The sequence below is a fragment of the Streptomyces sp. CHD11 genome, assembly GCF_018638295.1.
In the GTDB taxonomy this organism is placed as follows: domain Bacteria; phylum Actinomycetota; class Actinomycetes; order Streptomycetales; family Streptomycetaceae; genus Streptomyces.
In genome coordinates this window covers 20,267-41,732 of sequence record NZ_JABTTS010000041.1, presented here as the reverse complement: position 1 = coordinate 41,732, position 21,466 = coordinate 20,267, and the positions used below count along the sequence as shown (strand labels likewise).

At 72.6% G+C, this 21,466-nt stretch carries 20 protein-coding genes, 2 tRNA genes, 1 other RNA gene and 4 pseudogenes; 17 read left to right on the top strand and 10 right to left on the bottom strand.

Annotated features, from left to right (window positions below; genetic code table 11):
• Window positions 1-112 (top strand): annotated as a pseudogene (locus HTV45_RS34615) (LysE family transporter); the annotation flags it as partial.
• Here HTV45_RS34615 and HTV45_RS31120 read toward each other — a convergent pair.
• Both HTV45_RS31120 and ffs read right to left on the bottom strand, forming a co-directional pair.
• Window positions 107-1,597: pseudogene (locus HTV45_RS31120) on the bottom strand (DNA polymerase III subunit gamma and tau); the annotation flags it as partial. The pseudogenes HTV45_RS34615 and HTV45_RS31120 sit on opposite strands and share 6 nt — an antisense overlap.
• Window positions 1,598-1,645: 48 nt before the next feature.
• Window positions 1,646-1,744, bottom strand: an RNA gene (gene ffs, locus HTV45_RS31115) — signal recognition particle sRNA small type.
• 72 nt (window positions 1,745-1,816) lie between these two features.
• On the opposite strand from ffs, the gene HTV45_RS31110 reads away from it, so the two are divergent.
• Window positions 1,817-1,904: transfer RNA gene (locus HTV45_RS31110), tRNA-Ser, on the top strand.
• 486 nt (window positions 1,905-2,390) lie between these two features.
• On the opposite strand, the gene HTV45_RS31100 is transcribed toward HTV45_RS31110, so the two are convergent.
• From HTV45_RS31100 to HTV45_RS31075, 6 genes are all read right to left on the bottom strand, one after another.
• A complete protein-coding gene (locus HTV45_RS31100; RefSeq protein ID WP_215209247.1) occupies window positions 2,391-2,960 on the bottom strand; it encodes a DM13 domain-containing protein in 570 nt (189 codons plus the stop codon).
• Between the two features lie 123 nt (window positions 2,961-3,083).
• Window positions 3,084-4,859, bottom strand: a complete 1,776-nt coding sequence (locus HTV45_RS31095) for a copper resistance protein CopC (protein WP_215209257.1) — start codon at window positions 4,857-4,859, stop codon at window positions 3,084-3,086.
• A 235-nt stretch (window positions 4,860-5,094) separates the two neighbouring features.
• On the bottom strand, window positions 5,095-5,868 hold the full coding sequence (locus tag HTV45_RS31090) for an SDR family NAD(P)-dependent oxidoreductase (protein WP_215209246.1): 774 nt from the start codon (window positions 5,866-5,868) through the stop codon (window positions 5,095-5,097).
• Window positions 5,865-6,344, bottom strand: a complete 480-nt coding sequence (locus tag HTV45_RS31085) for a cupin domain-containing protein (RefSeq protein ID WP_215209245.1) — start codon at window positions 6,342-6,344, stop codon at window positions 5,865-5,867. Before HTV45_RS31085 ends, HTV45_RS31090 begins: the two co-directional genes overlap by 4 nt.
• A complete protein-coding gene (locus HTV45_RS31080; RefSeq protein ID WP_215209244.1) occupies window positions 6,341-6,958 on the bottom strand; it encodes a GNAT family N-acetyltransferase in 618 nt (205 codons plus the stop codon). Before HTV45_RS31080 ends, HTV45_RS31085 begins: the two co-directional genes overlap by 4 nt.
• Complete coding sequence (locus HTV45_RS31075) at window positions 6,951-9,086, bottom strand: penicillin acylase family protein (protein WP_215209243.1); 2,136 nt, start codon at window positions 9,084-9,086, stop codon at window positions 6,951-6,953. The genes HTV45_RS31080 and HTV45_RS31075 overlap by 8 nt, the downstream gene beginning before the upstream one ends.
• A gap of 76 nt (window positions 9,087-9,162) precedes the next feature.
• Here HTV45_RS31075 and HTV45_RS31070 point away from each other — a divergent pair, with 76 nt between their 5' ends.
• The 4 genes from HTV45_RS31070 (at window position 9,163) to HTV45_RS31055 (ending at window position 12,421) form a co-directional block, all read left to right on the top strand.
• Entirely contained in the window at window positions 9,163-9,885 is a 723-nt protein-coding gene (locus tag HTV45_RS31070; protein ID WP_215209256.1) for a siderophore-interacting protein, read from the top strand.
• Between the two features lie 24 nt (window positions 9,886-9,909).
• The gene (locus tag HTV45_RS31065; RefSeq protein ID WP_215209242.1) at window positions 9,910-10,521 is read left to right on the top strand and encodes an HhH-GPD-type base excision DNA repair protein; all 612 of its coding nucleotides are present in this window, start codon (window positions 9,910-9,912) and stop codon (window positions 10,519-10,521) included.
• An 844-nt stretch (window positions 10,522-11,365) separates the two neighbouring features.
• Window positions 11,366-11,662 carry a type II toxin-antitoxin system VapB family antitoxin gene (locus HTV45_RS31060; protein ID WP_003986294.1) on the top strand — a complete coding sequence of 99 codons (297 nt, stop codon included), beginning with the start codon at window positions 11,366-11,368 and terminating at the stop codon, window positions 11,660-11,662.
• A gap of 147 nt (window positions 11,663-11,809) precedes the next feature.
• Window positions 11,810-12,421 (top strand): LytR C-terminal domain-containing protein, encoded by a 612-nt coding sequence (locus HTV45_RS31055; protein WP_215209255.1) that lies wholly within the window; start codon window positions 11,810-11,812, stop codon window positions 12,419-12,421.
• A gap of 111 nt (window positions 12,422-12,532) precedes the next feature.
• On the opposite strand, the gene upp is transcribed toward HTV45_RS31055, so the two are convergent.
• Entirely contained in the window at window positions 12,533-13,168 is a 636-nt protein-coding gene (gene upp, locus HTV45_RS31050; RefSeq protein WP_215209241.1) for a uracil phosphoribosyltransferase, read from the bottom strand.
• A gap of 285 nt (window positions 13,169-13,453) precedes the next feature.
• Between upp and HTV45_RS31045 the strand changes: the two genes are divergently transcribed.
• The 8 genes from HTV45_RS31045 (at window position 13,454) to HTV45_RS31010 (ending at window position 17,978) form a co-directional block, all read left to right on the top strand.
• On the top strand, window positions 13,454-13,657 hold the full coding sequence (locus tag HTV45_RS31045) for a hypothetical protein (RefSeq protein WP_215209254.1): 204 nt from the start codon (window positions 13,454-13,456) through the stop codon (window positions 13,655-13,657).
• Window positions 13,658-13,964: 307 nt separating this feature from the next.
• Window positions 13,965-14,510, top strand: coding sequence for a hypothetical protein (locus HTV45_RS31040; RefSeq protein WP_215209253.1), 546 nt, complete (start codon window positions 13,965-13,967; stop codon window positions 14,508-14,510).
• Between the two features lie 65 nt (window positions 14,511-14,575).
• Entirely contained in the window at window positions 14,576-15,007 is a 432-nt protein-coding gene (gene tadA / locus HTV45_RS31035; protein WP_215209252.1) for a tRNA adenosine(34) deaminase TadA, read from the top strand.
• 45 nt (window positions 15,008-15,052) lie between these two features.
• A tRNA-Ser gene (locus HTV45_RS31030) sits at window positions 15,053-15,137 on the top strand.
• Window positions 15,138-15,237: 100 nt separating this feature from the next.
• Window positions 15,238-15,417 carry a complement resistance protein TraT gene (locus HTV45_RS31025; protein ID WP_215209240.1) on the top strand — a complete coding sequence of 60 codons (180 nt, stop codon included), beginning with the start codon at window positions 15,238-15,240 and terminating at the stop codon, window positions 15,415-15,417.
• A complete protein-coding gene (locus HTV45_RS31020; protein ID WP_215209239.1) occupies window positions 15,417-15,710 on the top strand; it encodes a Dabb family protein in 294 nt (97 codons plus the stop codon). The genes HTV45_RS31025 and HTV45_RS31020 overlap by 1 nt, the downstream gene beginning before the upstream one ends.
• Window positions 15,711-15,947: 237 nt before the next feature.
• The gene (locus HTV45_RS31015; protein WP_215209251.1) at window positions 15,948-16,784 is read left to right on the top strand and encodes an RNA polymerase sigma factor SigF; all 837 of its coding nucleotides are present in this window, start codon (window positions 15,948-15,950) and stop codon (window positions 16,782-16,784) included.
• A 246-nt stretch (window positions 16,785-17,030) separates the two neighbouring features.
• Window positions 17,031-17,978, top strand: coding sequence for an RNA polymerase sigma factor SigF (locus HTV45_RS31010; protein ID WP_215209238.1), 948 nt, complete (start codon window positions 17,031-17,033; stop codon window positions 17,976-17,978).
• A gap of 458 nt (window positions 17,979-18,436) precedes the next feature.
• Here the strand turns inward: HTV45_RS31010 and HTV45_RS31005 are convergent, their stop codons facing one another.
• Window positions 18,437-18,631, bottom strand: coding sequence for a hypothetical protein (locus HTV45_RS31005; RefSeq protein WP_215209237.1), 195 nt, complete (start codon window positions 18,629-18,631; stop codon window positions 18,437-18,439).
• Window positions 18,632-18,859: 228 nt separating this feature from the next.
• On the opposite strand from HTV45_RS31005, the gene HTV45_RS31000 reads away from it, so the two are divergent.
• From HTV45_RS31000 to HTV45_RS30990, 3 genes and pseudogenes are all read left to right on the top strand, one after another.
• Window positions 18,860-19,363, top strand: a complete 504-nt coding sequence (locus tag HTV45_RS31000; protein ID WP_215209236.1) for a MarR family winged helix-turn-helix transcriptional regulator — start codon at window positions 18,860-18,862, stop codon at window positions 19,361-19,363.
• 13 nt (window positions 19,364-19,376) lie between these two features.
• Window positions 19,377-21,023, top strand: a pseudogene (locus HTV45_RS30995) (MDR family MFS transporter); the annotation flags it as partial.
• A gap of 165 nt (window positions 21,024-21,188) precedes the next feature.
• Window positions 21,189-21,383, top strand: a pseudogene (locus HTV45_RS30990) (YceI family protein); the annotation flags it as partial.
• Window positions 21,384-21,466: the final 83 nt, after the last annotated feature.

Sequence of the window (21,466 nt, the reverse complement as noted above, 5' to 3'; positions counted from 1 at the left end):
CGGGGTGTGGTGCGGGGACGCCGTGCTGATGACACTGTCGGCCGCCGGGGTCGCCTCACTGCTCCAGGCGAACGCCGTCCTGTTCGGCATCGTGAAGTACACGGGCGCCGGCGGGGGCGGCGGCGGGCCAGGCACCCGGCGCACCGGCCGGCGGGGCCGGGCTCCCGGCGTCCGCCGGAGGCGAAGCCTGAGGGGCGGCCTGTGCAGGAGCCGGAGCCGGTGCCGGAGCGGGAGCCGGAGTGGGGGGCGCTTGCGCAGGCATGGGTGCGGGCGCCGGCCCCGGACCCCGCACCGCGGCCCGCGCGGCGGCGGCACCGCCCCCGGGCTCCACGGGGGCCTGCCCCTGAACGCCTCCCCCGTGTCCCTCCGGCCCCGGGACGTACCCCACGGGCACAGCGGGCACACCGGGGGCGCCCCCGGCCGCCCCCGCGGAGAAGTTCACCCCGCGCTCGATCCGGTCCAGCCGGGCCATCAGCGACCGCTCGTCGCCGTACGCGGCGGGAAGCAGCACGCGCGCGCAGATCAGTTCGAGCTGGAGCCGCGGCGAGGTGGCACCGCGCATCTCGGTGAGCCCCTCGTTGACGAGGTCGGCGGCGCGGCCGAGCTCGGCGGGGCCGAAGGTGCCGGCCTGGGCCTGCATCCGCTCGATGACGTCGGCGGGGGCGTCGATGAGCCCCTTCTCGGCGGCATCGGGAACCGCGGCGAGGATGACGAGGTCCCGCAGCCGCTCCAGCAGATCGGCGACGAACCTGCGCGGATCGTTGCCCCCCTCGATCACCCGGTCGACGACCTCGAAGGCCGCGGCCCCGTCACCGGTCGCGAAGGCCTCGACGACGGAGTCGAGCAGCGAGCCGTCGGTGTACCCGAGCAGGGAGGTGGCCATGGCATACGTCACACCGCTCTCTCCCGCGCCGGCGAGCAGCTGGTCCATGACGGACATCGAGTCACGCACGGACCCCGCGCCCGCCCGCACCACGAGCGGCAGCACACCCTCCTCGACGGGGATGTCCTCCTTGCCGCACACCTCGCCGAGATAGTCACGCAGGGTGCCGGGCGGCACCAGCCGGAACGGGTAGTGGTGCGTACGCGACCGGATGGTCCCGATGACCTTCTCGGGCTCGGTGGTGGCGAAGATGAACTTCAGGTGCTCCGGCGGTTCCTCGACGACCTTGAGCAGCGCGTTGAAGCCCTGCGGGGAGACCATGTGGGCCTCGTCGATGATGTAGATCTTGTACCGGCTGCCGGCCGGCCCGAAGAACGCCTTCTCGCGCAGGTCACGGGCGTCGTCCACACCACCGTGGGAAGCGGCGTCGATCTCGATGACGTCGATCGAACCGGGCCCGCCCCGCGCGAGGTCCTGGCAGGACTGGCACTCCCCGCAGGGCGTCGGAGTCGGGCCCTGTACGCAGTTCAGGCACCGCGCGAGGATGCGCGCGCTGGTCGTCTTGCCGCAGCCGCGCGGACCACTGAACAGGTACGCGTGATTGACCCGGTTGTTCCGCAGCGCCTGCTGCAACGGGTCGGTGACATGCTCCTGCCCGATGACCTCGGCGAACGACTCCGGGCGATAGCGGCGGTACAACGCGAGAGACGACACGCATACGAGGTTATAGCCGCGCACCGACAACCGGACCGGCCGCTCGGGAACGCAAGCGCCCCCCACGCACCCGCCAGAGCCGACCTACCCTTGCTGCCTTCCGGCCCTGGGGGAGTTCAGTCAGATAGCGCCGCGTGAGGGGCTACGCAGAGGCTACCCCATGTCGTGGGCCCGGAACGAGTTCGCAAGCACTCCTCTCGGTCATGTAATGTTCCCACCGGAGGATTCGCCTAGTGGCCTAGGGCGCACGCTTGGAAAGCGTGTTGGGGGCAACCCCTCACGAGTTCGAATCTCGTATCCTCCGCCAGTGCCTCACCGGGCACGAAGTCGAAGGGCCCCCTGGAAACAGGGGGCCCTTCGACTTTGTCCGTCCCAGTACCTTGCTGAGCACGGCCGCCGTCGCATGCCATGTGCCGAGCACGCGTACGGGCCGTTCCCCTGGGCCCCCGGACCCGGCAGGCCACGATCGAGCCCACGCATCGTCAACCGGTCGCCGTGCAGGCACCACCGTCCGAGGACACCGCCGACCTCGCCGCACCGGCAGACGAGGCACATGCGGACTGAGCGACCACGGGACGGCTCCCGCTGCCCTTCGCACTCGTTTCATCGCTTCGGCGGCGGCGTCGCGTGTTCCGGCCTTCAGGCGGTGTACGGCCCCGAGGAACTGCTCGGGGCCTGGCGCGAATAGCGCTCGACCGGCGCAAGTCCAGCCACAGCGACAGCCAGGGCGGGGCCTGCGTCGAGGCAGCCCTTTGCCCCGACGCGAAGCCGCGCTCGCCGTCCGCGCGGCGCGTCAGGCGCGGGCCAGTTCCGCCGCGCCGAAGGAGACGTCGAAGCGGTCGCACCAGATGGTGACGCTGGTGTAGAGGGACGGGTCGACGTCCTCGGGAACGGTGTAGTTCTGGCTGCCCTTGTTGCCCTTGAGCTTGCCGAGAGTGACGTATCGGCCGTCATCGAAGACGTGCCAGCCGGCGCGGCCCTCCTTCACCGGCGCGTCGGTCAGCCACACGTGCAGATCGGGGCCGTTGCTGGTGTCGAGTCCTTCAAGACGCACCACATGGCTGCCGTCGGCCAGCCGCACGAATCTCACCGTGCCGGACGTCGCGTGCTCGTGGCTGATCATCTCGCCGCTGGCCAGCGTCACCGGGCCGGCCGGGGGCGGGGTGGCCGCCGTGCCGGACGGTGAGCCGGCGGGCGGGGTCGAGGCGACCGCCGTGACCTCGGGCAGCGCCTCCTGCACCGTCTCGTCCTGCCACAGCTTCCACGGCTGGAACCAGTACAGCCCGAACGCGCCCGCGACGACCGCCGCCATCAGCACTCCGGCCGTCCACGGCCTGAACAGTGCGCTCCGCACCCGTCCCATGTCGCTCGCCTTCTCAAGTATCAGCAGTAACGGTTCCCATTCAACGGGGCGGACCGCCCGTTCGGAGCCGTGTGACGGATGACGAAATCCTTACGTGTGCGCCTGATGAATCCTGGCGCGTCCTCAGCGGGTGATCTCCACCTGCCGGGTCTCGGTCACCTGGTCCAGTTCGGAGACGCGGATCGTCAGCCGCATCGTCCAGGTGCCTTCGAGGGGAAGGGTGAGGTCGCTGGTCGCCCAGTAGCCGCCGCGGTCGGTCACCTTCGCGTCGATGGGGCCGATGTCCTTGGCGGCGAGGGTGAAGGAGACGCGGAGCTCGGGGACGAAGGTCAGGGCGCCGCGGGGGCCGAAGACCACAGCCTGCAGGCCGTTCTCGCCGACCCGGCCCGGGTCCAGCTGGATCTGCACCGTGCCGCGGCCGTCGGGTGTGCCGACGTCGTAGGGGATGGTGAAGGCCTCCGCCGCGGGAAGTCCGGCCACCTGGGGGCGGGGGGCCTCGGCCGCCTCGGCCTCCGCGCGGGCGGGGAGGGTGCCGGTCAGCACCGTGGTGATCAGCAGGACGACGACGGCCACGGCCACCTCCGCCAGCACGGAGCGGCGCAGCACCCGGCGGTAGTGGCCGGGGTCCGGCGGCGGAGGCGCGCCGGTCCGGTCCGCTCCGTCCGCGACCGGCTCGTCCGCGGCCCCGCCCGGCGCGCCCACCAGCTCAGGCACCCGTGTCTCCACCGTCGCCGGGGCGTCGGCCCTCGTCACCAGGAGGGTCGTCCAGCGGCGTGAGAAGGCCGCCGCCAGCAGCAGGAAGACGGTCGCCGCGAGTTTGGCCGTCAGGATCCGGCCGTACGACGACTCCGTGAGGGCGGTCCACGAGCCGAGGCCGCGCCAGGACTGGTAGAGGCCGGTGACGACGAGGACGGTCACGGAGAGGAAGGCCAGCCGGGAGAACCGGGCGACCGTGGCCGGCGGGGGCGGGGTCTTCGCGCGGAGGGTGAGAAGCAGGGCCGTCAGGCCGCCGAGCCAGCAGGCCATCGCCAGCAGGTGGAGGACGGAGGACGTCATCGCCGCCGGGACCTGGATCCCGGCGGAGGCGTGTTCGGCCGCCGCCCAGGTGAGGGCGAGGGCGACGGAGGCGGCGGCGCCGATCGCCAGGCGGACCCGGGGGCCACTGCGGCGGGCGAGCGGGACCAGGACGGCCGCCGTCAGCAGGAGCAGGGCCAGCCGGGCCAGCAGGGCGAGGGCCGGGCGGCCGCTGAGGATGCCGGTGAACGCCGAGGGGTCGAGGGCGGTCGCCGGGGACGTGCCGTTCTCGTAGGGGGCGCGCAGGACGAGCAGGGCGAACGTGGACGTCAGCAGCGTCCACCAGCCGATGAGCAGCGCCGGACGCAGCGGGGAGGTGTCCGGCGGACGGCAGAGTCCGGTGAACGCCGCCGCGCCGATCATCAGGGCGGCGGCGATGTAGGCGAGGTAGCGGCCGGTGTCGTACAGGCTCTTGGTGACCGGGTGTTCGGCGTGGTCCGCGGGGGCGGCCGGCGGGGTGGGTGAGGGCTTGCCGACGGAGAAGGTGAAGGCGCCGGAGACGGGGTGGCTGTCGGCGGAGACCACGCGCCAGGCCACCGTGTACGTGCCGTCGGCGAGGTCGCCGGGCAGTTCGGTGCGTGCGGTGTCGGAGGCGCCGTCCGCGTGCTGCGGTTCCTCCAGGTGGATCCGGCGGTTGTCGGGGCTGTAGACGCGGAAGGAGTCGTCGAGCAGGCCGACGGACTCCGTGAAGGTCAGGGTGATGTGCCGGGGGGCCGTCGCTACGACGCTTCCGGCCTCGGGGTCGCTGGCGCGGAGGGCGGCGTGGGCGCTCGCCGGGGCCGCGCTGCCGAGGACGAGCAGGACCAGCACGGTTCCCAGCAGCACCAGCCCTCGAAGCCGCCGGGCTCCGCCGGTGTCCCGGGTCGCGCGGGCGTCCGGGGTGCCGCTTCGTCCGCCTTCGCCCGCCGCCTCGCTGCGCCGTCGCTCCACGTCGTACCCGCCTCCCGGCAATCCGGCCTCACGATAGGTACGGACGACAGGCGCGGTGTGCTCATCGGCTCATCGAGTCGGTTCACCAGGCGGGTGACCACGCGGTTCACCAGGCGGTTCGCCCGGCGGTTCACCAGGTCGGCCGGGCCGTCGCTCCCCCGTCCACCACCAGGTCGTGGCCGGTCACCCAGGACGCGAGCCGGGACGCCAGGAACACACAGGCGTCGCCGATGTCCTCCGGGCGGCCGAGCCGCCCCACGGCGGACGCCTCGCGCCACCGGCGTACGCCCTCCGGCCAGTCCTCCGCCAGGCCCTCCCGGTCGATCAGGCCGGGCGAGACGGTGTTCACGCGGACGCCCCACGGGCCGTACTCCTGCGCCGCCGCGCGGGCGTGCATCACCACCGCCGCCTTGGAGGCGCCGTAATGGGCGTGCCCGGGGGCCGGGAAGCCCGCCTCGACGGAGGCGATGTGGGTGATGCTGCCGCCGCCGTCCTGGTCGCGCATGAGGCGGGCGGCCGCCTGGGTACAGGCGAAGACGCCGGTCAGGTTGGTGTCGAAGACCGTGCGCCACTGGGCCGCCGTCATGTCGGCGAGGGCCTGGACCGGCTGGACACCGGCGTTGTCGACCAGCGCGGTCAGCCGCCCGCCGAGCCGGTCGGCCGCCTCGGCCACCACGCGGTGGCACGTCTCCTCGTCGGTGAGATCACCCTGGAGGACGACGGCCTCGCCACCCGACTCCCGGATGCGGCCGGCGGTGTCCCGCGCGGAGGCGAGCGCGGTACGGCAGTGGAGTGCGACGGCCGCGCCCTCCTCGGCGAACCGCCGCGCGATGCCCCGGCCGATGCCGCCGCCCGCGCCCGTGATCAGGGCGGTCTGACCCTGCAGCAGACCCCGCTCGGTCATGGGCGGCACAGTTCCGCGATGAGTGTCGCCCGGTCGGGGTGACGCGCCGCCAGGTCACCCGCCTCACCGTGCTCGTACTGTTCGAAGGTGAAGCCGGGCGCCATCGTGCAGCCGAAGAAGGTCCAGGCGCCGCCCGCCGCCACGCGTGCGCCCATCCAGGTACCGGCCGGCACGGTGAGCTGGACGTGCTGGCCGCCGAGGACGTCCGGGCCGAGCACGGGGGCGCGCGAGGTGCCGTCGGGGGCGAGGAGGAGCAACTGGAGCGGGTCGCCCAGGTAGTGGTGCCAGATCTCGTCGGTCGGCAGGCGGTGCAGGGCGGAGAAGTCGCCGGGCGCGTCGGTGAGCAGGGCGACGATGGCGGTGCCCTCGGGCCGGCCGTCCGGACGCGCGGGGCCGGCCCAGGTCTGCCGGAACCGGCCGCCCTCGCGCGGGAGCGGCTCCAGACCGTAGTGGGCGGCGAGTTCGTCGGGGGTCACCGTCCGAACGCTACCTCCCGGGTGAGGAACGCGAGCTGTGCCTTCTTCTCCGGGAGGTACACGTCGGGCAGGTCGATCTCCGGGAGGACGACCACGGGTCCGGCGGTGAAACCCTGCCGCAGGAAGCGGGCGACCGCCTTCTCGTTGGCGACGTCCGGATCGACCACCACCCGGCCGCGGTCCAGCACCGCCATCACGTAGGTGACGATGGCGGCCGCCAGCCCGCCGGTCCAGCCGGAGCGGGCGTCGCCGGGCGCGGCGGGGGCGAGCAGCAGATGGACGCCGATGTCGCCCGGTTCGACGGGGTAGCAGGCGCCGACCCGGTCGGCCTCCGGCTCGTACGTCTGGAGCAGCGCGGCAGGGACTCCGTCCTTGAGGACGAGGTGGGCGTGATGGGTGCCGAGGGTGTCCACATGGGCGTAGATCTCGGCGATCCGCTGCTCGGTCAGGCCGTTCATGCCCCAGAAGGCGGCGCGTTCCTCCGCCACCCAGCGGTGCAGCAGGGGCGCGTCGGCGGCCGGGTCCAGTGGCAGGACGCGTACGGTGCCGAAGCCGTCGACCACCTGCTCGTGGAGGATCGTGCGGGAGGCGTACGGGTCGTACGGGTCAGACATCGGTCTCCTTCGTCAGGTGCGCCCAGTCGGTGAGGACCGGGGCCAGGTCTCCGGCGAGCCACAGGGGCTGCTGGTCGCGGTGATGGGGTGAGCCGGGCACGCCCGAGGCGCCGTGCGGCACCACCCAGCGGCTGTCCTCGCGCCGGGCCAGGTCCCAGACGTAGCGGGCGGCGGGACCGCGCGCGGCGAGGTCGGTGAGGCCGGGCACGGGGGAGGTGCACAGGACGCAGTCGTGGTCGCCGGAGAGACCCGGTTCGTCGTACGGCGTCCCGGACGGCGGCAGGGCCCGCCAGGGGGCGAGGCGGTGGGTGCCGCCCCAGGTGCCGGCGGGCGGCTCGGCGGCCACCTCCTCGAGCGCCGCGCGGACGGCGGCCGGGCGGTCGATGCCGAACAGGTCCCGGGCGGAGAGCAGGTGTCCGAGGGCGTACGCCACGCGGGGGACCAGCGCTAGCCAGGGGCGGAAGATCTCGGGGCAGGGGGGCGGGGTGGCCGTCGCCGCGAAGGCGGGGTGGGCGGCGAGCCGGCGGACGACCGCGGTGCGCAGCGCGGCGAAGACGGCCGCGTCGGCGCTGTCCGTGTCCATGTGACGGTTCCAGCGCAGCAGGCGGTCGCGCAGGGCGGCGGCGGGCTCGGTGAGGGTCGGGGGGTCGAGTGCGGCGAGGTGGTCGAGGAGGGGCGCGGCGGAGGCGAGGTGGGTGTCCGTGTGGATCGCGGCCATGTCGGCGGCGGACCAGCGGGACTGCCGGCCCAGCAGGGTGGCGATGCGCTCCGCGCGGTGCGGCGGGGCGAACTCGACGCCGAGCGGGGCGGCCGGGCCGCGCTGGTTCGCCATCACGGCGACGCCGTCGGTCAGTCCGTCGCGCGGGGGTTCGTGCCAGCCCTGCCAGGCGTGTTCGGGGTCCCACGCGGGGACCAGGCGGGTGCGGTTGGCGTCGGCGCGGACCGGGACCCGGCCGGCCACCCGGTGGAGGGTTCCGCCGTCGGTGTCGGCGGCCATGATCACGTTGACCGGTTCGGCCCACCGGTCGACGGCCCGGTCCACGTCGGCTACCCGGCGGGACCGCAGCAGCGGCAGCAGCGCGGAGAAGCCGAGGTCACCGGTGACGCGGGGCGGGTAGCGCAGGGCGACGGCGAGCGGGGGGACGGCGGAACCGGGTACACCGTCGTCGGGGTTCTCGGAGCCTTCGAGGCCCTCAGCGCCTTCGGGGCCGCCGATGACGACGGGGCCCCGGCCGGTCTCGATGACCTCGACCTCGACGGGTTCTCCGCCCGCCACCTCGATGGTCTCGGTGTGCCGGGCGGCCGGCCGCCAGGTGCCGTCCGGGCCGAGCGCCTCCACGCGGGCGCCGGTGCGCCGCAGCCGCTCACGGTAGAGGTCCTGGTAGTCGGCCATGGCGTTGGTGATGGCCCAGGCGACGGTGCCGGTGTGGCCGAAGTGGGCGATCCCGGGGACGCCGGGCACGGCGAGGCCGACGACGTCGAACTCCGGGCAGGACAGGCGGATCTGCTGGTAGACGCCGGGTTCCTCGATGAACCGGTGCGGGTCCCCGGCGATGACCGCGTGCCCGGTGACCGTGCGTTCCCCGGCGACCAGCCAGCCGTTGCTGCCGGAGGTGCCGGGCCCGTCGGCGGCGAAGAGTCCGACGGCCTCGGGGCCGAGGCGGGTGGTGATGTGCTCGCGCCAGAGCTTGGCCGGGAAGCCCGCGAAGAGGATGTGCGTGGCGAGCCAGACCCCGAGCGGCGTCCAGGGCTCCCAGCGGCCGGGAGTGAGGCCGACCCGCCCGAACTCGGGGGCGGGGCTCGTGGTCCCGGCGGAGGCCAGACCCTCGTTGACCCCCGTCACGTACGCCCGTATCCACTGCGCCGTCTCCGGGTCCCGGCGCTCCAGTCCGGCGAAGCAGTGGCGGGCCGTGTCGGCCAGGCGGGCGCGGCGGGCGAAGCGGTCCCAGGGGAGGGCCTCCGGCCCCAGGAAGGAAGCCGAGGTGCCCTGGGCGCGATGGCGCTCGACCTCGAGCTGCCAGGCCCGGTCGAGGGCGGTGACCCGGCCCTGGGCGCGCGCGAGTTCGTCCACGCCGTCCGCGCGCAGGTGCGGGATGCCCCAGGGGTCCCGAAAGATCTCGCCGGTCACTGTGCCCTCATCTCGCTTTAGGTTAGGCTCCCCTAAGTAAATCGTGACGGAACTGTACGCGAAGGGTGCGAAGACGATGGGGCAGGGGCGGGGTTGGGAGGGCGCGGTCCTCAGATTGCTGCGCGCGAAGGACTTCACATTCACGGTCACGGGCGGCGAGGACGTCACCGCCGACTACCGGCGGGTGCACTTCACGGACGGCGGGCTGCTGGCGGCGGCCGGGGTCCACCCGACGATGTGGGTGCGGCTGTGGTTCGACAACGCGGGCAAGCCCCATCAGCGCGCGTACACCCTGGTCGATCCGGACCAGGCGGCCGGCACCTTCACCCTGGAGTTCGCGCTTCACGAGGGCTGCGCCAGCGAGTGGGCGCGGACGGCGAAGCCCGGGGACACCATCGAGGCGACGGTGCAGGGCACCGGGTTCGAGGCTCCCGCCCCCGCCCCCTCCCACCTCTTCGTGGTCGGCGACCCCGCCTCGCTCCCGGCCATCAACTCCCTGCTCGGCGCGCTGGGCGACGCCCCGGCGACCATCTGGTTCGAGGGCACCCTCGACGGACTGCCCAGCGCCGCCGACCCCGGCCGCCACGAGGTGCGCGAGGTGCCCCGGCAGGAGGCGGGGGCGGCCCTGGTCGAGCGCGTACGGGCCGAGCTGCCCGAACTGCTGCGGTCCGGCCCCGACCCGTACGTGTGGATCGCCTGCGACACCGCGACCACCCGGGCGCTCTCCGCCTTCGTACGCAAGGACCTGGGCGTCCCCAAGCAGCGGATGCAGGCGCTGGGGTACTGGCGCGCGAGCTGAGCCGCGACGCGCGATCATCGGGGCATGGACGTCACCCTTCACCTCGCCCAGGACCCCGACGCCGACCGGCTGCTGGGCCGCAGCCCGCTCGCCGCGCTGACCGGGATGCTGCTGGACCAGCAGATCCCGATGGAGTGGGCGTTCAAGGGCCCGGCGACGATCGCCCGGCGGCTCGGCGCGGATGATCTGGACGCGCACGAGATCGCCGCGTACGAACCCGACGCGTTCGCGGCACTGCTTTCCGAGAAACCGGCCGTGCACCGCTACCCGGGCTCGATGGCGGGCCGTATCCAGCAGTTGTGCCAGTACCTCGTCGAGCACTACGACGGTGAGGCCGAGGCCGTCTGGCGGGGCGTCGGCGACGGCAGGGAGCTGCTGAAGCGGCTCCAGGACCTGCCGGGGTTCGGCAGGCAGAAGGCCCAGATCTTCCTCGCCCTGCTCGGCAAGCAGCTGGGGGTCCGGCCCACCGGCTGGCGGGAGGCGGCCGGCGCCTACGGCGAGGAGAAGGCGTTCCGCTCCGTCGCCGACATCACCGGCCCGGAGTCGCTGTCGAAGGTACGGGCACACAAGCAGGAACTGAAGGCGGCGGCCAAGGCCGCGAAGGCGGCGAACGCCGACAGGAAGCCGGGCACGTGAACGGCCCCGCGTGCGGACGCGGCAGCCGGGCGGCCGACACGTAGTACTCGGGCCGGCGGACACGCGCGCGGGCAGGCGGGCGCGGTCAGGCGGGCGCGGTCAGGCGGGCGCGCGGCTGAAACGCCCCCACAGACCGGAGCCGACCGACCGGCCCGGCGGGTCGGCGGGCGCGCGGCCGAGACCCGCCGTCGCGACCGGCCAGGCGGCGGGAGAGTGGCGCGCGGGCGACTGGCGGCTGGCGCGCGGGCACGCGGGCGGAACAGGGCCGGACAGGCCACCGAACACCCACGAGCCGGACGGCCAGGCACGCAGCCGGGCCGACAGCCGAACACGCGAGCGCAGGCCCACCGGACCCACCACCGGTCACCCCGACGGTCATCCCACGGACAGGCGACCGAACACCGGCAAGCAGGGCCTCCGGCACACGGGCGGGCGGGCACGTCACCGGGACGGCCGCCGGAGACACCGCCGGATACGCCGGCCGCCACCCCGCCGGGCAGGTGGGCGGGCACCGGCAAGCAGGGCGGCCGGAGACGACATCAGGCGTCCGCGACCGGGCGGGGGGCGAGCGGGACGAATCGGCCGGAAGCGCTCGCAGGGCGTCCGCGTCGTGGTCCCGCCGGGCACGCCGGTCCGCCGCGGGACGCGGACGGCGGCGACCCCTTTCGGGGGAATCGGCCGCCGGGTCGGGCCGACCGGGCCCCTGACACCGCGCGAGCGTCACCGAACAGCGGACGCGCCTCACCGAGGAAGACCGCCACCTCCCGATTGCTCCCGTTTTTTCCGGCGCCGCACTGCGCCGCCATGGCTGCGCCCGGTTCGCCTTGACCGGTAGGCTTTCCGTGTGATCTTCAAGCGCATCGGAAACGGCCGGCCGTACCCCGACCACGGCCGGGAAAGCACCCGGCAGTGGGCGGACGTCGCGCCGCGCCCGGTCCGCCTCGATCAGCTGGTGACGACCAAGCAGCAACTCGACCTCGAGACCCTGCTGGCCGAGGACTCGACCTTCTACGGCGACCTCTTCGCGCATGTCGTGAAGTGGCAGGGCGACCTGTATCTGGAGGACGGGCTGCACCGCGCCGTGCGCGCGGCACTCCAGCAGCGTCAGGTACTGCACGCACGCGTGCTCGAGCTGGGCTGACGCCCCTCCGGAGCCCTCTCCCACCGCCCGGTTTGGCCCTTTCGGGTTGGACTGCGCCAGGGCTGCACCCAGTCGAATGATCATCTGGTAGGCATTACAGCCCGGGCGCACTACGCTGCGCTCATGAGCATGCTCACTCCACCCGGCATGGGCGGCCAGTACCGGATCACGGGTGACCGATACCCGCGGATGCGCCGCCCCCGGCGGCGCGGGAAGCTCGTCGCCCTGGGCGTCGCTTCCGTGGCCGTCCTCGGTGTGGGCGGCTGGGGCACACTGCAGCTCATCGACGTGTTCACCGGCGGCGGGGACTCCGCCTCCGCGGTCGGCACCAAGGCGGCCTGCGCCGCCAAGGCGACCACCGCGGCCGCCCCGAAGACGCTCCCGGCACCGGGCACGATCACGGTCAACGTCCTCAACGCCACGACCCGCGGCGGCCTGGCGCAGAAGACCGCCGACGAGCTGAAGAAGCGCGGCTTCAAGATCGGCGAGGTCGCCAACGCGAACAAGGAATACGACAAGAAGGTGAAGGGCGCCGGCGTGCTGCTCGGTCCCGCCACCGCTCTCGACTCCTCGCTGCCGGTGCTCGGCACCCAGCTCGCCGGCGCGGAACGCCGCACCGATCCCGCCCGCAAGGGTGTCGAGCTCGACCTCATCATCGGCGACGGGTTCCGGGAGCTGACGAAGAAGGCGGACGCCGACCGGGCCCTGACCGCACTGGCCGAACCGAAGCCGACGCCCGCCTCGAAGAAGAACTGCTGACCGGGGAACCCGCGCCGGCCGGGGACAGCCCTCCGGCCGGGAAGCACCGCCACGGACGAGGGTCCGCCGCGGCGGGAACCCGGAGGACCGGTGGGCCGGAGGGCGTGGAGCCTACTCCGCCGCCCCGTACATCCGGTCGCCCGCGTCACCGAGGCCCGGCACGATGTAGCCCTGCTCGTTGAGCCGCTGGTCGACCGACGCCGTCACGACCGTCACCGGCGTCCCGGCCAGCTCGCGCTCCATGACCTCGACGCCCTCCGGCGCGGCCAGCAGCACCACGGCGGTCACATCGTCCGCGCCGCGCCTGATCAGCTCCCGGATGGCCGCGACCAGCGTGCCGCCGGTGGCGAGCATCGGGTCCAGCACGTAGACCTGGCGTCCGGAGAGGTCCTCCGGCATCCGGGTGGCGTAGGTCGAGGCCTGCAGCGTCTCCTCGTTGCGGATCATGCCGAGGAAGCCCACCTCGGCGGTCGGCAGCAGCCGGACCATGCCGTCCAGCATGCCGAGACCGGCGCGAAGGATCGGCACCACCAGCGGGCGCGGGTGGGAGAGCTTGACGCCCGTGGTCCGCTCGACCGGAGTCCGGATGTCGACCTGCTCCGTGCGCACGTCACGGGTGGCCTCGTAGGCGAGCAGGGTGACCAGCTCGTCGGCGAGACGGCGGAAGGTCGCGGAGTCGGTGCGCTGGTCGCGCAGGGTGGTGAGCTTGTGGGCGACCAGAGGGTGGTCGACGACGTGGAGGCGCATGGCGTCAACACTAACCGGGCCCCGGAGGCGCGGCGTCCCCGCGCACGGCAAGCGCCCCGGCCCCCCCATCACTCGTTCGCTGGCGTCAAATCGCCCGTCCGGGGGAAGGTGGGAGGGACGGACGGGAGTGATGAACCCATGCCTGAGCAGGAAGACCGAGACGATCCGTCGCCGCGCGCGACGCCCCGCCCCACCGCGTCCGGGACCGGTACGAGGGCCAGGCGGCCGCAGGCCGGACCGGCGGCCGAACCGGCAGCCGGAAGGGCGCCCGTGTCGCGGTCGGAGATCCAGTCGGCCGCAGGGCCGGCCCCCGTGTCGCGGTCGCAGGCCCGGTCGGAAGCCGAGTCGGAGACCGAGCGACGGCGGCGGCGCGCCCGGTTCCTGCGTGAACTCGCCGAGGCGCGCGCACTGCGAGAGCGGGTCCAGCCGCGCCGCGCCAAGGCCGCCCGGCTGCGGCACGCGATGCGCATGCGCACCTTCCGCTGGTAGGACCGCCACCGGGCCGCCGCACGGCGGACCCGAGCGCCGCACCGCCGCGGAGGGTCCGGCCGCGTACGATCCGCACGTGGCGGCAACAGCGGTGACAGCGGCGCCAGGTGCGCCGGTGACTCCTTCGGGGGCGCGCAGGGCGGACCGCGATCGAAAGTGCCGGACACAGGGTGCGGAAGACGTCCCCTGACGGCCATGTTTCTGCCACGATTCCCCGTGGGTGGGGCTCGGCGTACCGGTCCCCGCCCGCACACCTCCGCCGGGGGGATCCCCAACCGGCACGCCTATGACCAGTGGGAGAGTCACGGTGTACTTCGCCGCACTGCTCGCGCGCACCGAAGACGGGTGGGAAGCGAGCGACACGGAGCTCGACGATGTGGAAACCCTGTCGGACCTGGCCGACCTGGCCCGGGAGGCCTCGACCGACGACGACACGGTGATCGTGCTCATCGAGCAGGAGGAGGGCTGGTTCGGCGTCGTCCGCGTGGACGGCGAGGAGGACCCCCGGATCTATGTCTCCGACGCCGCCGCGGCCACCCGCAGCAGCTACGGCGAGATCCTGCTCACCGACGAACTGCTCGGCCGGCAGCCCGGGGACGACGGACCCGACCTGGACGCCCTCGACCTCGACGGCACCGAGGACGGCGAACCGGACGACGACGACACCGACGCCGACGACGGTGCCGCGTCCGCCGGCTCCGCCGACACGGCGCCGCACGGACCGGTCGGTGACCCGCGGGTCCTGGAGGATCTGGGCGTGAGCGAGAAGGAGTTGCGTGCGATGACCGGAGACGCCGTCAACGAGATCGCCGAGGCCCTGGGCGCCTCGGAGGTCCTGGAGACCGTCCGCTGACCGTGCCGGCCACCACCACCGCGTCCGGACCGCCGGACCCCGTACGCGACCGATGGCGGGCGGCGATGCGACTCGCCCTGGACGAGGCCACGCTGGCCGTCCGGGGCGGGGACGTGCCGGTCGGCGCCGTCGTCCTGGCCCCGGACGGCACCACCGTGCTGGCCTCCGCCCACAACGAGCGCGAGGCGGGCGGTGATCCCACGGCCCACGCGGAGGTCCTCGCCGTCCGGCGGGCCGCCGCCCGGCTCGGGGAGTGGCGGCTGGCCGGCTGCACCGTGGTGGTGACCCTGGAACCGTGCACGATGTGCGCGGGCGCCCTCCAGCAGTCCCGGGTGGACCGGATCGTCTACGGGGCCCGGGACGAGAAGGCCGGCGCGGCGGGCTCCCTGTGGGACCTGGTCCGCGACCGGCGGCTCAACCACCGGCCCGAGGTGATCGGGGGCGTGCTCGCCGAGGAGTGCTCCCGGCTGCTCACGGAGTTCTTCCGGAACCGGTGAATACCGATTTCAAACCACGCCGCACCGTGCTGTAAAGTCTCCCTCGGTAGCGTGTCCGAGCGGCCGAAGGAGCTCGCCTCGAAAGCGAGTGTGGCGCAAGTCACCGAGGGTTCAAATCCCTCCGCTACCGCTGGTGAAGGGCCCCGTCGTCAGACGGGGCCCTTCGTGCGATCATGGGCCCGCTCGACACACGTGACACCGGTGCACATCAGTGACAGGGGAGGGCCGCGATGGGGGCGGTGAACGCGAAGAAGGCCGCGACCTACTTGCTTGTGGTCTTCGTGCTGTATCTGATCATCACGGACCCCGAGACGGCCGGCGACTACGTCACGGTCGGGTTCGAGGGGGTCTCGGACGCCGCCAAGGCCATCGGCGACTTCATGACCTGGGTCGCCAACGGAGGTAAGTGATGATCCGCCATCTGGTGCTCTTCCGGCTGAACGAGGGCGTCGGGCGCGACGATCCGCGGGTCGTCGCGGGCGAGGAGGCCTTCCGGTCGCTCGACGGCAGGATCCCGGAGATCCGCTTCTGGGAGTGCGCCTGGAACATCAGCGACCGCCCCATCGCCTACGACTTCGCCATCAACTCGGCGTTCGAGGACGCGGACGCGCTGCGCCGGTACGCGGAGCACCCGGAGCACCAGGCGGGTGTCGCACTGTGGCGCGAGTTCGCCACCTGGGTGATCGCCGACTACGAGTTCTGACATCTCGCCGTCTCCGTCTCCTCTCCCGTCCCCCTTCGCCCGCCACCTCTCCCCCGGTCTCCCGACCGGCCCCTGAAGGCCCCCTGCCGTCGAGGCACGGGGTTTTCGCGCGCCGCACGGCCGCGTTCGCCCTCAACACGGAATATGCGGTGCTTGCACACAGTGAGTCAGTCTTGTGATGCTATGACCGCTTTTGACGGATGAGTTGACGGACATGAGAACGATGACGAGGTGGCGTTGACCGTGCCGGCCAGTACTGCGCCGCCCCAGGACGAGGTGTCCCCCGACGCGGTCCAGACCCCTGCCAAGCGGCGCGGCGCCGACACCCGGGCCCTGACCCAGCTGCTCTTCGGTCAGCTCAAGGATCTCGAGCCGGGCACGCCGGAGCACACCCGCGTGCGCGCGGCGCTCATCGAGGCGAACATCCCGCTCGTGCGCTACGCGGCCGCCCGTTTCCGCTCCCGCAACGAGCCGATGGAGGACGTCGTCCAGGTCGGCACCATCGGGCTCATCAACGCCATCGACCGCTTCGATCCGGAGCGGGGCGTGCAGTTCCCGACATTCGCGATGCCGACGGTGGTCGGCGAGATCAAGCGGTACTTCCGCGACAACGTCCGCACGGTGCACGTACCGCGCCGGCTGCACGAGCTGTGGGTACAGGTCAACAGCGCCACCGAGGACCTCACGACCGCCTTCGGGCGCACCCCGTCGACCGCCGAGATCGCCGAACGGCTGCGCATCCCCGAGGAGGAGGTGCTCTCCTGCATCGAGGCCGGGCGGTCGTACCACGCCACCTCCCTGGAGGCCGCGCAGGAGGGCGACGGAATGCCCGGACTGCTGGACCGGCTCGGCTACGAGGACCCCGCGCTGGACGGCGTCGAGCACCGCGACCTGGTCCGGCATCTGCTCGTACAACTGCCCGAGCGGGAGCAGCGCATCCTGCTGCTGCGGTACTACAGCAATCTCACCCAGTCGCAGATCAGCGCGGAACTCGGCGTCTCGCAGATGCATGTGTCCCGTCTGCTGGCGCGCAGCTTCCAGCGGCTCCGGTCCGCAAACAGGATCGAGGCGTAACCGGAAAGAGCGAATCGCTCACCTCGGTCTTTCTCCCTGTTTCTGCGTCGAAAGCCCGTCAGACCCCTTGTTTCCAGGGCTGATTCGCAACTTGGATGTCGACATGTCACTACAGCGCGTTGCCGACATGTGACATTCTGCCGGAAGCGCGTTTGCCGGAGCCTCGGCGCCGGTATTCAGGTGAAGGCTGCGTTCCTCAGATCGGGAACGTCCGCCGCGACCGTCCCGCGACCCAAAGGGGGTGGCATGTCCGCAGAACAGGGCAGCTCGAAGGTGCTCACGCTCGCGGAGAGCGAATCAGCTCCCCATGCTCTCGACGCACTCGGCCCCATCGACGAAGGCCCGGCCACACCGGTTCCGGAGCTCCAGGAAACGAAGCAGCTCCCGGACCCGACGGAGCTTCAGGATGTTCCGGAGCTCCCGGACACGGCGGCCCTCGACACCCGCACCTTGTCCCGCTCCTTGTTCCTGCGGCTCGCCGCCCTCGACGAGAACAGCCCGGAGCGTGCCTACGTCCGGGACACACTGATCGAACTCAACCTCCCGCTGGTGCGGTACGCGGCGGCGCGGTTCCGCTCGCGCAACGAGCCGATGGAGGACATCGTCCAGGTCGGCACCATCGGCCTGATCAAGGCGATCGACCGCTTCGACTGCGAACGGGGCGTGGAGTTCCCGACGTTCGCGATGCCGACGGTGGTCGGCGAGATCAAGCGGTTCTTCCGCGACACGTCGTGGTCGGTGCGGGTGCCGCGCCGGCTGCAGGAGCTCCGGCTGGCGCTGACGAAGGCCAGCGACGAGCTCTCGCAGAAGCTGGACCGCTCCCCGACGGTTCCCGAACTGGCCGCCGTGCTCGGCGTGTCGGAGGAGGACGTCGTCGACGGGCTCGCGGTCGGCAACGCGTACACGGCGTCCTCGCTGGACTCCCCCGCCCCCGAGGACGACGGCGGCGAGGGCTCGCTCGCGGACCGCCTCGGCTACGAGGACACGGCGCTGGAGGGCGTGGAGTACCGGGAGTCGCTCAAGCCGCTGCTGGCCAAGCTGCCGTCCCGGGAGCGCCGGATCATCATGCTGCGCTTCTTCGCCAACATGACCCAGTCGCAGATCGGCGAAGAGGTCGGCATCTCCCAGATGCACGTCTCACGGCTGCTCACGCGGACGCTCGCCCAGCTGAGGGAGGGCCTCATCTCGGACTGAGCGGACCGAGCGGACCGAGCGGACCGAGCGGACCGAGCCGGCTGAACGGACAGCGCGGGCGTAGCTGCCCGCGGCGGGACGAGCCGGCCGTCCGGTGTGAGCCGGCGCGTACGGCCTGAGCCGGCCGGACTCTCCGCGCGGTCCGGGGCGCCGCGCCCTGCGGGGCGCGGGCAGGACGCTCCGTGGACGGAAGCGGTTTCGTGGCCGTCGGGGCGCCCCACCGGGGGCGCAACGGCGGCCGCCGCGTTTCCGGGCGGCCGCTTCAAGCGTTCTCCGCCGTGCCAGCCGCGCCCGGCCGCTTCAGTGCGTGTCCTCCCGCCCCGGGGGGTGCGGGCGGGGCCACTCGGGCGTGCGTCCGATGCCGGCCGCGCGCCCGGCCATATGAGCGCGAGCTCCGCCACGGCGCAGCCGGCTGCCGACACCGCGGCACAAGCCCGGCAACGCCGCAGCGCCGCCCGTTACTTCAGCGCGAGCCAGGCGACCGCGGCGACGACCGCCACGGCGACGACGATGCCGACGATCAGGCCGATACGCGGCCCACCGCCCGTGGACGCGGCCTGCCGGCCCTGAGGGGCCTCGTCGACGAAGGCACGGAACATCTGGGTGTTGCCGGCGGGGTCCTGATTGCCCTGCGGGCCCGGGGTGTTAGCCATGTCACGAGACACTAGCGAATCCCCGGCGGGCGGCCCAAGCGGGGCCGGGGTCGGCGGGCTGAACGCCGGTGACAGACGGGGCCGAACCGGCACAGCCCCTGCCACCTGCGTTTTTACCGGCGCGATTACTTGCCTTTGCCAAGTTTTTGAGCCTCCCTCCCCTCTTTCGTTTGCCTGTAACAACCATCGAAATCTACGGTTGCTTCAAGCAACGAAATAGGAGATGCCATGGCCGAGCCGGCGCGCTACGAGGAACTGGTCCGACAGTTCAGCGCCTTCGGTGCCGTCAAGCGGGAGATGAACCGGATCATGCCGGCCGACTGCCCCGGCGGCTCCGCGTCCGTGCTGACCCTCCTCGGCCGACACGGCGACATGCGCATGAGCAGGCTCGCCGAGCTGCTCTCCGTGGACATGTCGGTCACCAGCCGCAACGTCGCCCATCTGACCGAGCGCGGCTGGATCGAGCGCTTCCCCGACCCCGCCGACAAGCGGTCCCGCATCCTGCGCCTCACCCCCGCCGGCCGGACCCGGCTCGACGAGCTGTTCCGGCGGACCACCCAGCTCCTCGCCGAACGTCTGGACGACTGGTCCGACGACGAGGTCGGCCGGCTCGCCCAGCTGATGGCCCGGCTCAGGGACAGCTTCGGCGACGGCCGCGGCGTGCCCCGGCCGACCGCATCCACACCCGCACCCGCACCCGCAGAGACCACCCGTACACCCGCGAGCACCTAAGAGAAGGAAGTCCATGGCAACGACCACACCGAACGGTGTGCGGGCTCATGCCAAGCACGGGGGAGGCTCCTCCGCGGAGGCTCCGATGACCCATCCGCAGATCATGAAGGCACTGTCCGGGCTGCTGCTCGGCATGTTCTGCGCCATTCTGTCGTCGACCATCGTCACCAACGCACTGCCCGAGATCGTCGCCGACCTCGACGGCGGCCAGAGCGCCTACACCTGGGTCGTCACCGCCTCACTGCTGACGATGACCGCCTCCACCCCCCTGTGGGGCAAGCTCGCCGACCTGACCAGCAAGAAGGTCCTGGTCCAGTCAGCCCTGATCATCTTCGTCATCGGCTCCGTCGTGGCCGGTCTGGCGCAGAACTCGGCCATGCTGATCACCGCCCGCGCCATCCAGGGCCTCGGCGGCGGCGGTCTGTCCGCCCTGGCGCAGATCATCATGGCCGCGATGATCTCCCCGCGGGAGCGCGGGCGTTACTCCGGCTACCTGGGCGCGACGTTCGCCGTCGCGACGGTCGGTGGTCCGCTGCTCGGCGGCGTCATCACCGACACCAGCTGGCTCGGCTGGCGCTGGTGCCTCTACGTGGGCGTGCCCTTCGCGATGCTCGCGCTGATCGTGCTGCAGAAGACCCTGAACCTGCCCGTGCTCAAGCGGAAGGCCAAGGTCGACTGGACCGGCGCCTTCTTCGTCACCGCGGCCGTCTGTCTGCTGCTCGTCTGGGTCACCTTCGCCGACGACAAGTACTCCTGGATGTCGTGGCAGACCGGCGTCATGGTCGGCGGCTCGATCGTCCTGACGCTCGTGTTCCTCTTCGTCGAGTCGAGGGCGAGCGAGCCGATCATCCCGCTGCGCCTGTTCCGGAACCGCACCATCACGCTGGCCTCGCTGGCGTCGCTGTTCGTCGGTATGGCGATGTTCGCGGGCACCGTCTACTTCAGCCAGTACTTCCAGCTGGCCCGGGGCAAGTCCCCGACGATGTCGGGCGTCATGACCATCCCGATGATCGGCGGACTGTTCATATCGTCCACCGTCTCCGGCATCATCATCACGCGGACCGGCAGGTGGAAGAACTGGCTGCTGGCCGGCGGACTGCTGCTGACGGCGGGACTGGGTCTGCTGGGCACCATGCGCTACGACACCCCCTACTGGCACATCGGCGTCTTCATGGCGCTGATGGGTCTCGGCGTCGGCATGATGATGCAGAACCTGGTGCTGTGCACGCAGAACCAGGTGGCCCCGGACGACCTGGGCGCGGCCTCCTCCGTCGTGACCTTCTTCCGCTCCCTCGGCGGCGCGGTCGGCGTCTCCGTGCTCGGCTCGGTCATGTCGACCCGGATCAGCCACTACGCCCAGGACACCATCGGCTCGCTCGGCCCCCAGGAGCAGGCCGCGGCGGCCAAGGCCTCCGGCAGCGGCGCGATACCCGACATGGACCTGCTGCCCCCGTCCATCCGCACCTGGCTGGAGAGTGCCTACGGGCACGGCATCGCCGACATCTTCCTGTACGTCGCGCCGATCGCCCTGCTCGCCTTCCTGGTCACCCTGTTCATCAAGGAGGTCCCGCTGCGGACCAGCGGCGCGCCGGCCCAGGCGGCGGAGGCTTCCGCCGCGACCGCCCCGCCCGTGACACCGGCCCCGGCCGAGGCGGCCCGCGGTGCCGACCCGGCGCAGGGTGCCGAGCAGCCGGCCCGGCCGGTGCGCCGGTGACCGTAGGAGACCACGGTCATCGAACCCGCCCCGGCGGGTAGCGAGAAACCCCGGCCCGTGGCGGGCCGCGCGTCCTGCACCGCAGACGCGCCCCGCCCCGGGCCGGTCCCGAGTTCAGTGACCGCGCTCGCCCAGCAGCTGGACATCCCCGGTGTGCGGGGCCGGTTCACCGGGTTCCCGCGGGCCCTGGTGGAGGTCGCGCCGGACGATGTCACCGGGTCCCGGGTGGAGGCGGTGATCCGGGCGGCGTCCATCGACACCGGCGACAGGACGCGCGACACCCATCTGCGTTCGGCGGACTCCCTGAGCGCTGTGCCGCGTCGCTGCCGGCGGTGTGCGGCCCCGTCGGCGGTATGCGGCCCCCGTCAGGGGTGCGCAGCCGTCAGGGG

Coding starts and splice junctions, on each gene's coding strand:
- upp (WP_215209241.1), bottom strand. CDS start 13,168: ATGCGCCTCCACGTCGTCGACCACCCTCTGGTCGCCCACAAGCTCACC.
- HTV45_RS31000 (WP_215209236.1), top strand. CDS start 18,860: ATGGCCGAGCCGGCGCGCTACGAGGAACTGGTCCGACAGTTCAGCGCC.
- HTV45_RS31100 (WP_215209247.1), bottom strand. CDS start 2,960: ATGGGACGGGTGCGGAGCGCACTGTTCAGGCCGTGGACGGCCGGAGTG.
- HTV45_RS31005 (WP_215209237.1), bottom strand. CDS start 18,631: ATGGCTAACACCCCGGGCCCGCAGGGCAATCAGGACCCCGCCGGCAAC.
- HTV45_RS31025 (WP_215209240.1), top strand. CDS start 15,238: ATGGGGGCGGTGAACGCGAAGAAGGCCGCGACCTACTTGCTTGTGGTC.
- tadA (WP_215209252.1), top strand. CDS start 14,576: ATGCGACTCGCCCTGGACGAGGCCACGCTGGCCGTCCGGGGCGGGGAC.
- HTV45_RS31020 (WP_215209239.1), top strand. CDS start 15,417: ATGATCCGCCATCTGGTGCTCTTCCGGCTGAACGAGGGCGTCGGGCGC.
- HTV45_RS31080 (WP_215209244.1), bottom strand. CDS start 6,958: ATGTCTGACCCGTACGACCCGTACGCCTCCCGCACGATCCTCCACGAG.
- HTV45_RS31090 (WP_215209246.1), bottom strand. CDS start 5,868: ATGACCGAGCGGGGTCTGCTGCAGGGTCAGACCGCCCTGATCACGGGC.
- HTV45_RS31010 (WP_215209238.1), top strand. CDS start 17,031: ATGTCCGCAGAACAGGGCAGCTCGAAGGTGCTCACGCTCGCGGAGAGC.
- HTV45_RS31065 (WP_215209242.1), top strand. CDS start 9,910: ATGGACGTCACCCTTCACCTCGCCCAGGACCCCGACGCCGACCGGCTG.
- HTV45_RS31070 (WP_215209256.1), top strand. CDS start 9,163: ATGGGGCAGGGGCGGGGTTGGGAGGGCGCGGTCCTCAGATTGCTGCGC.
- HTV45_RS31055 (WP_215209255.1), top strand. CDS start 11,810: ATGGGCGGCCAGTACCGGATCACGGGTGACCGATACCCGCGGATGCGC.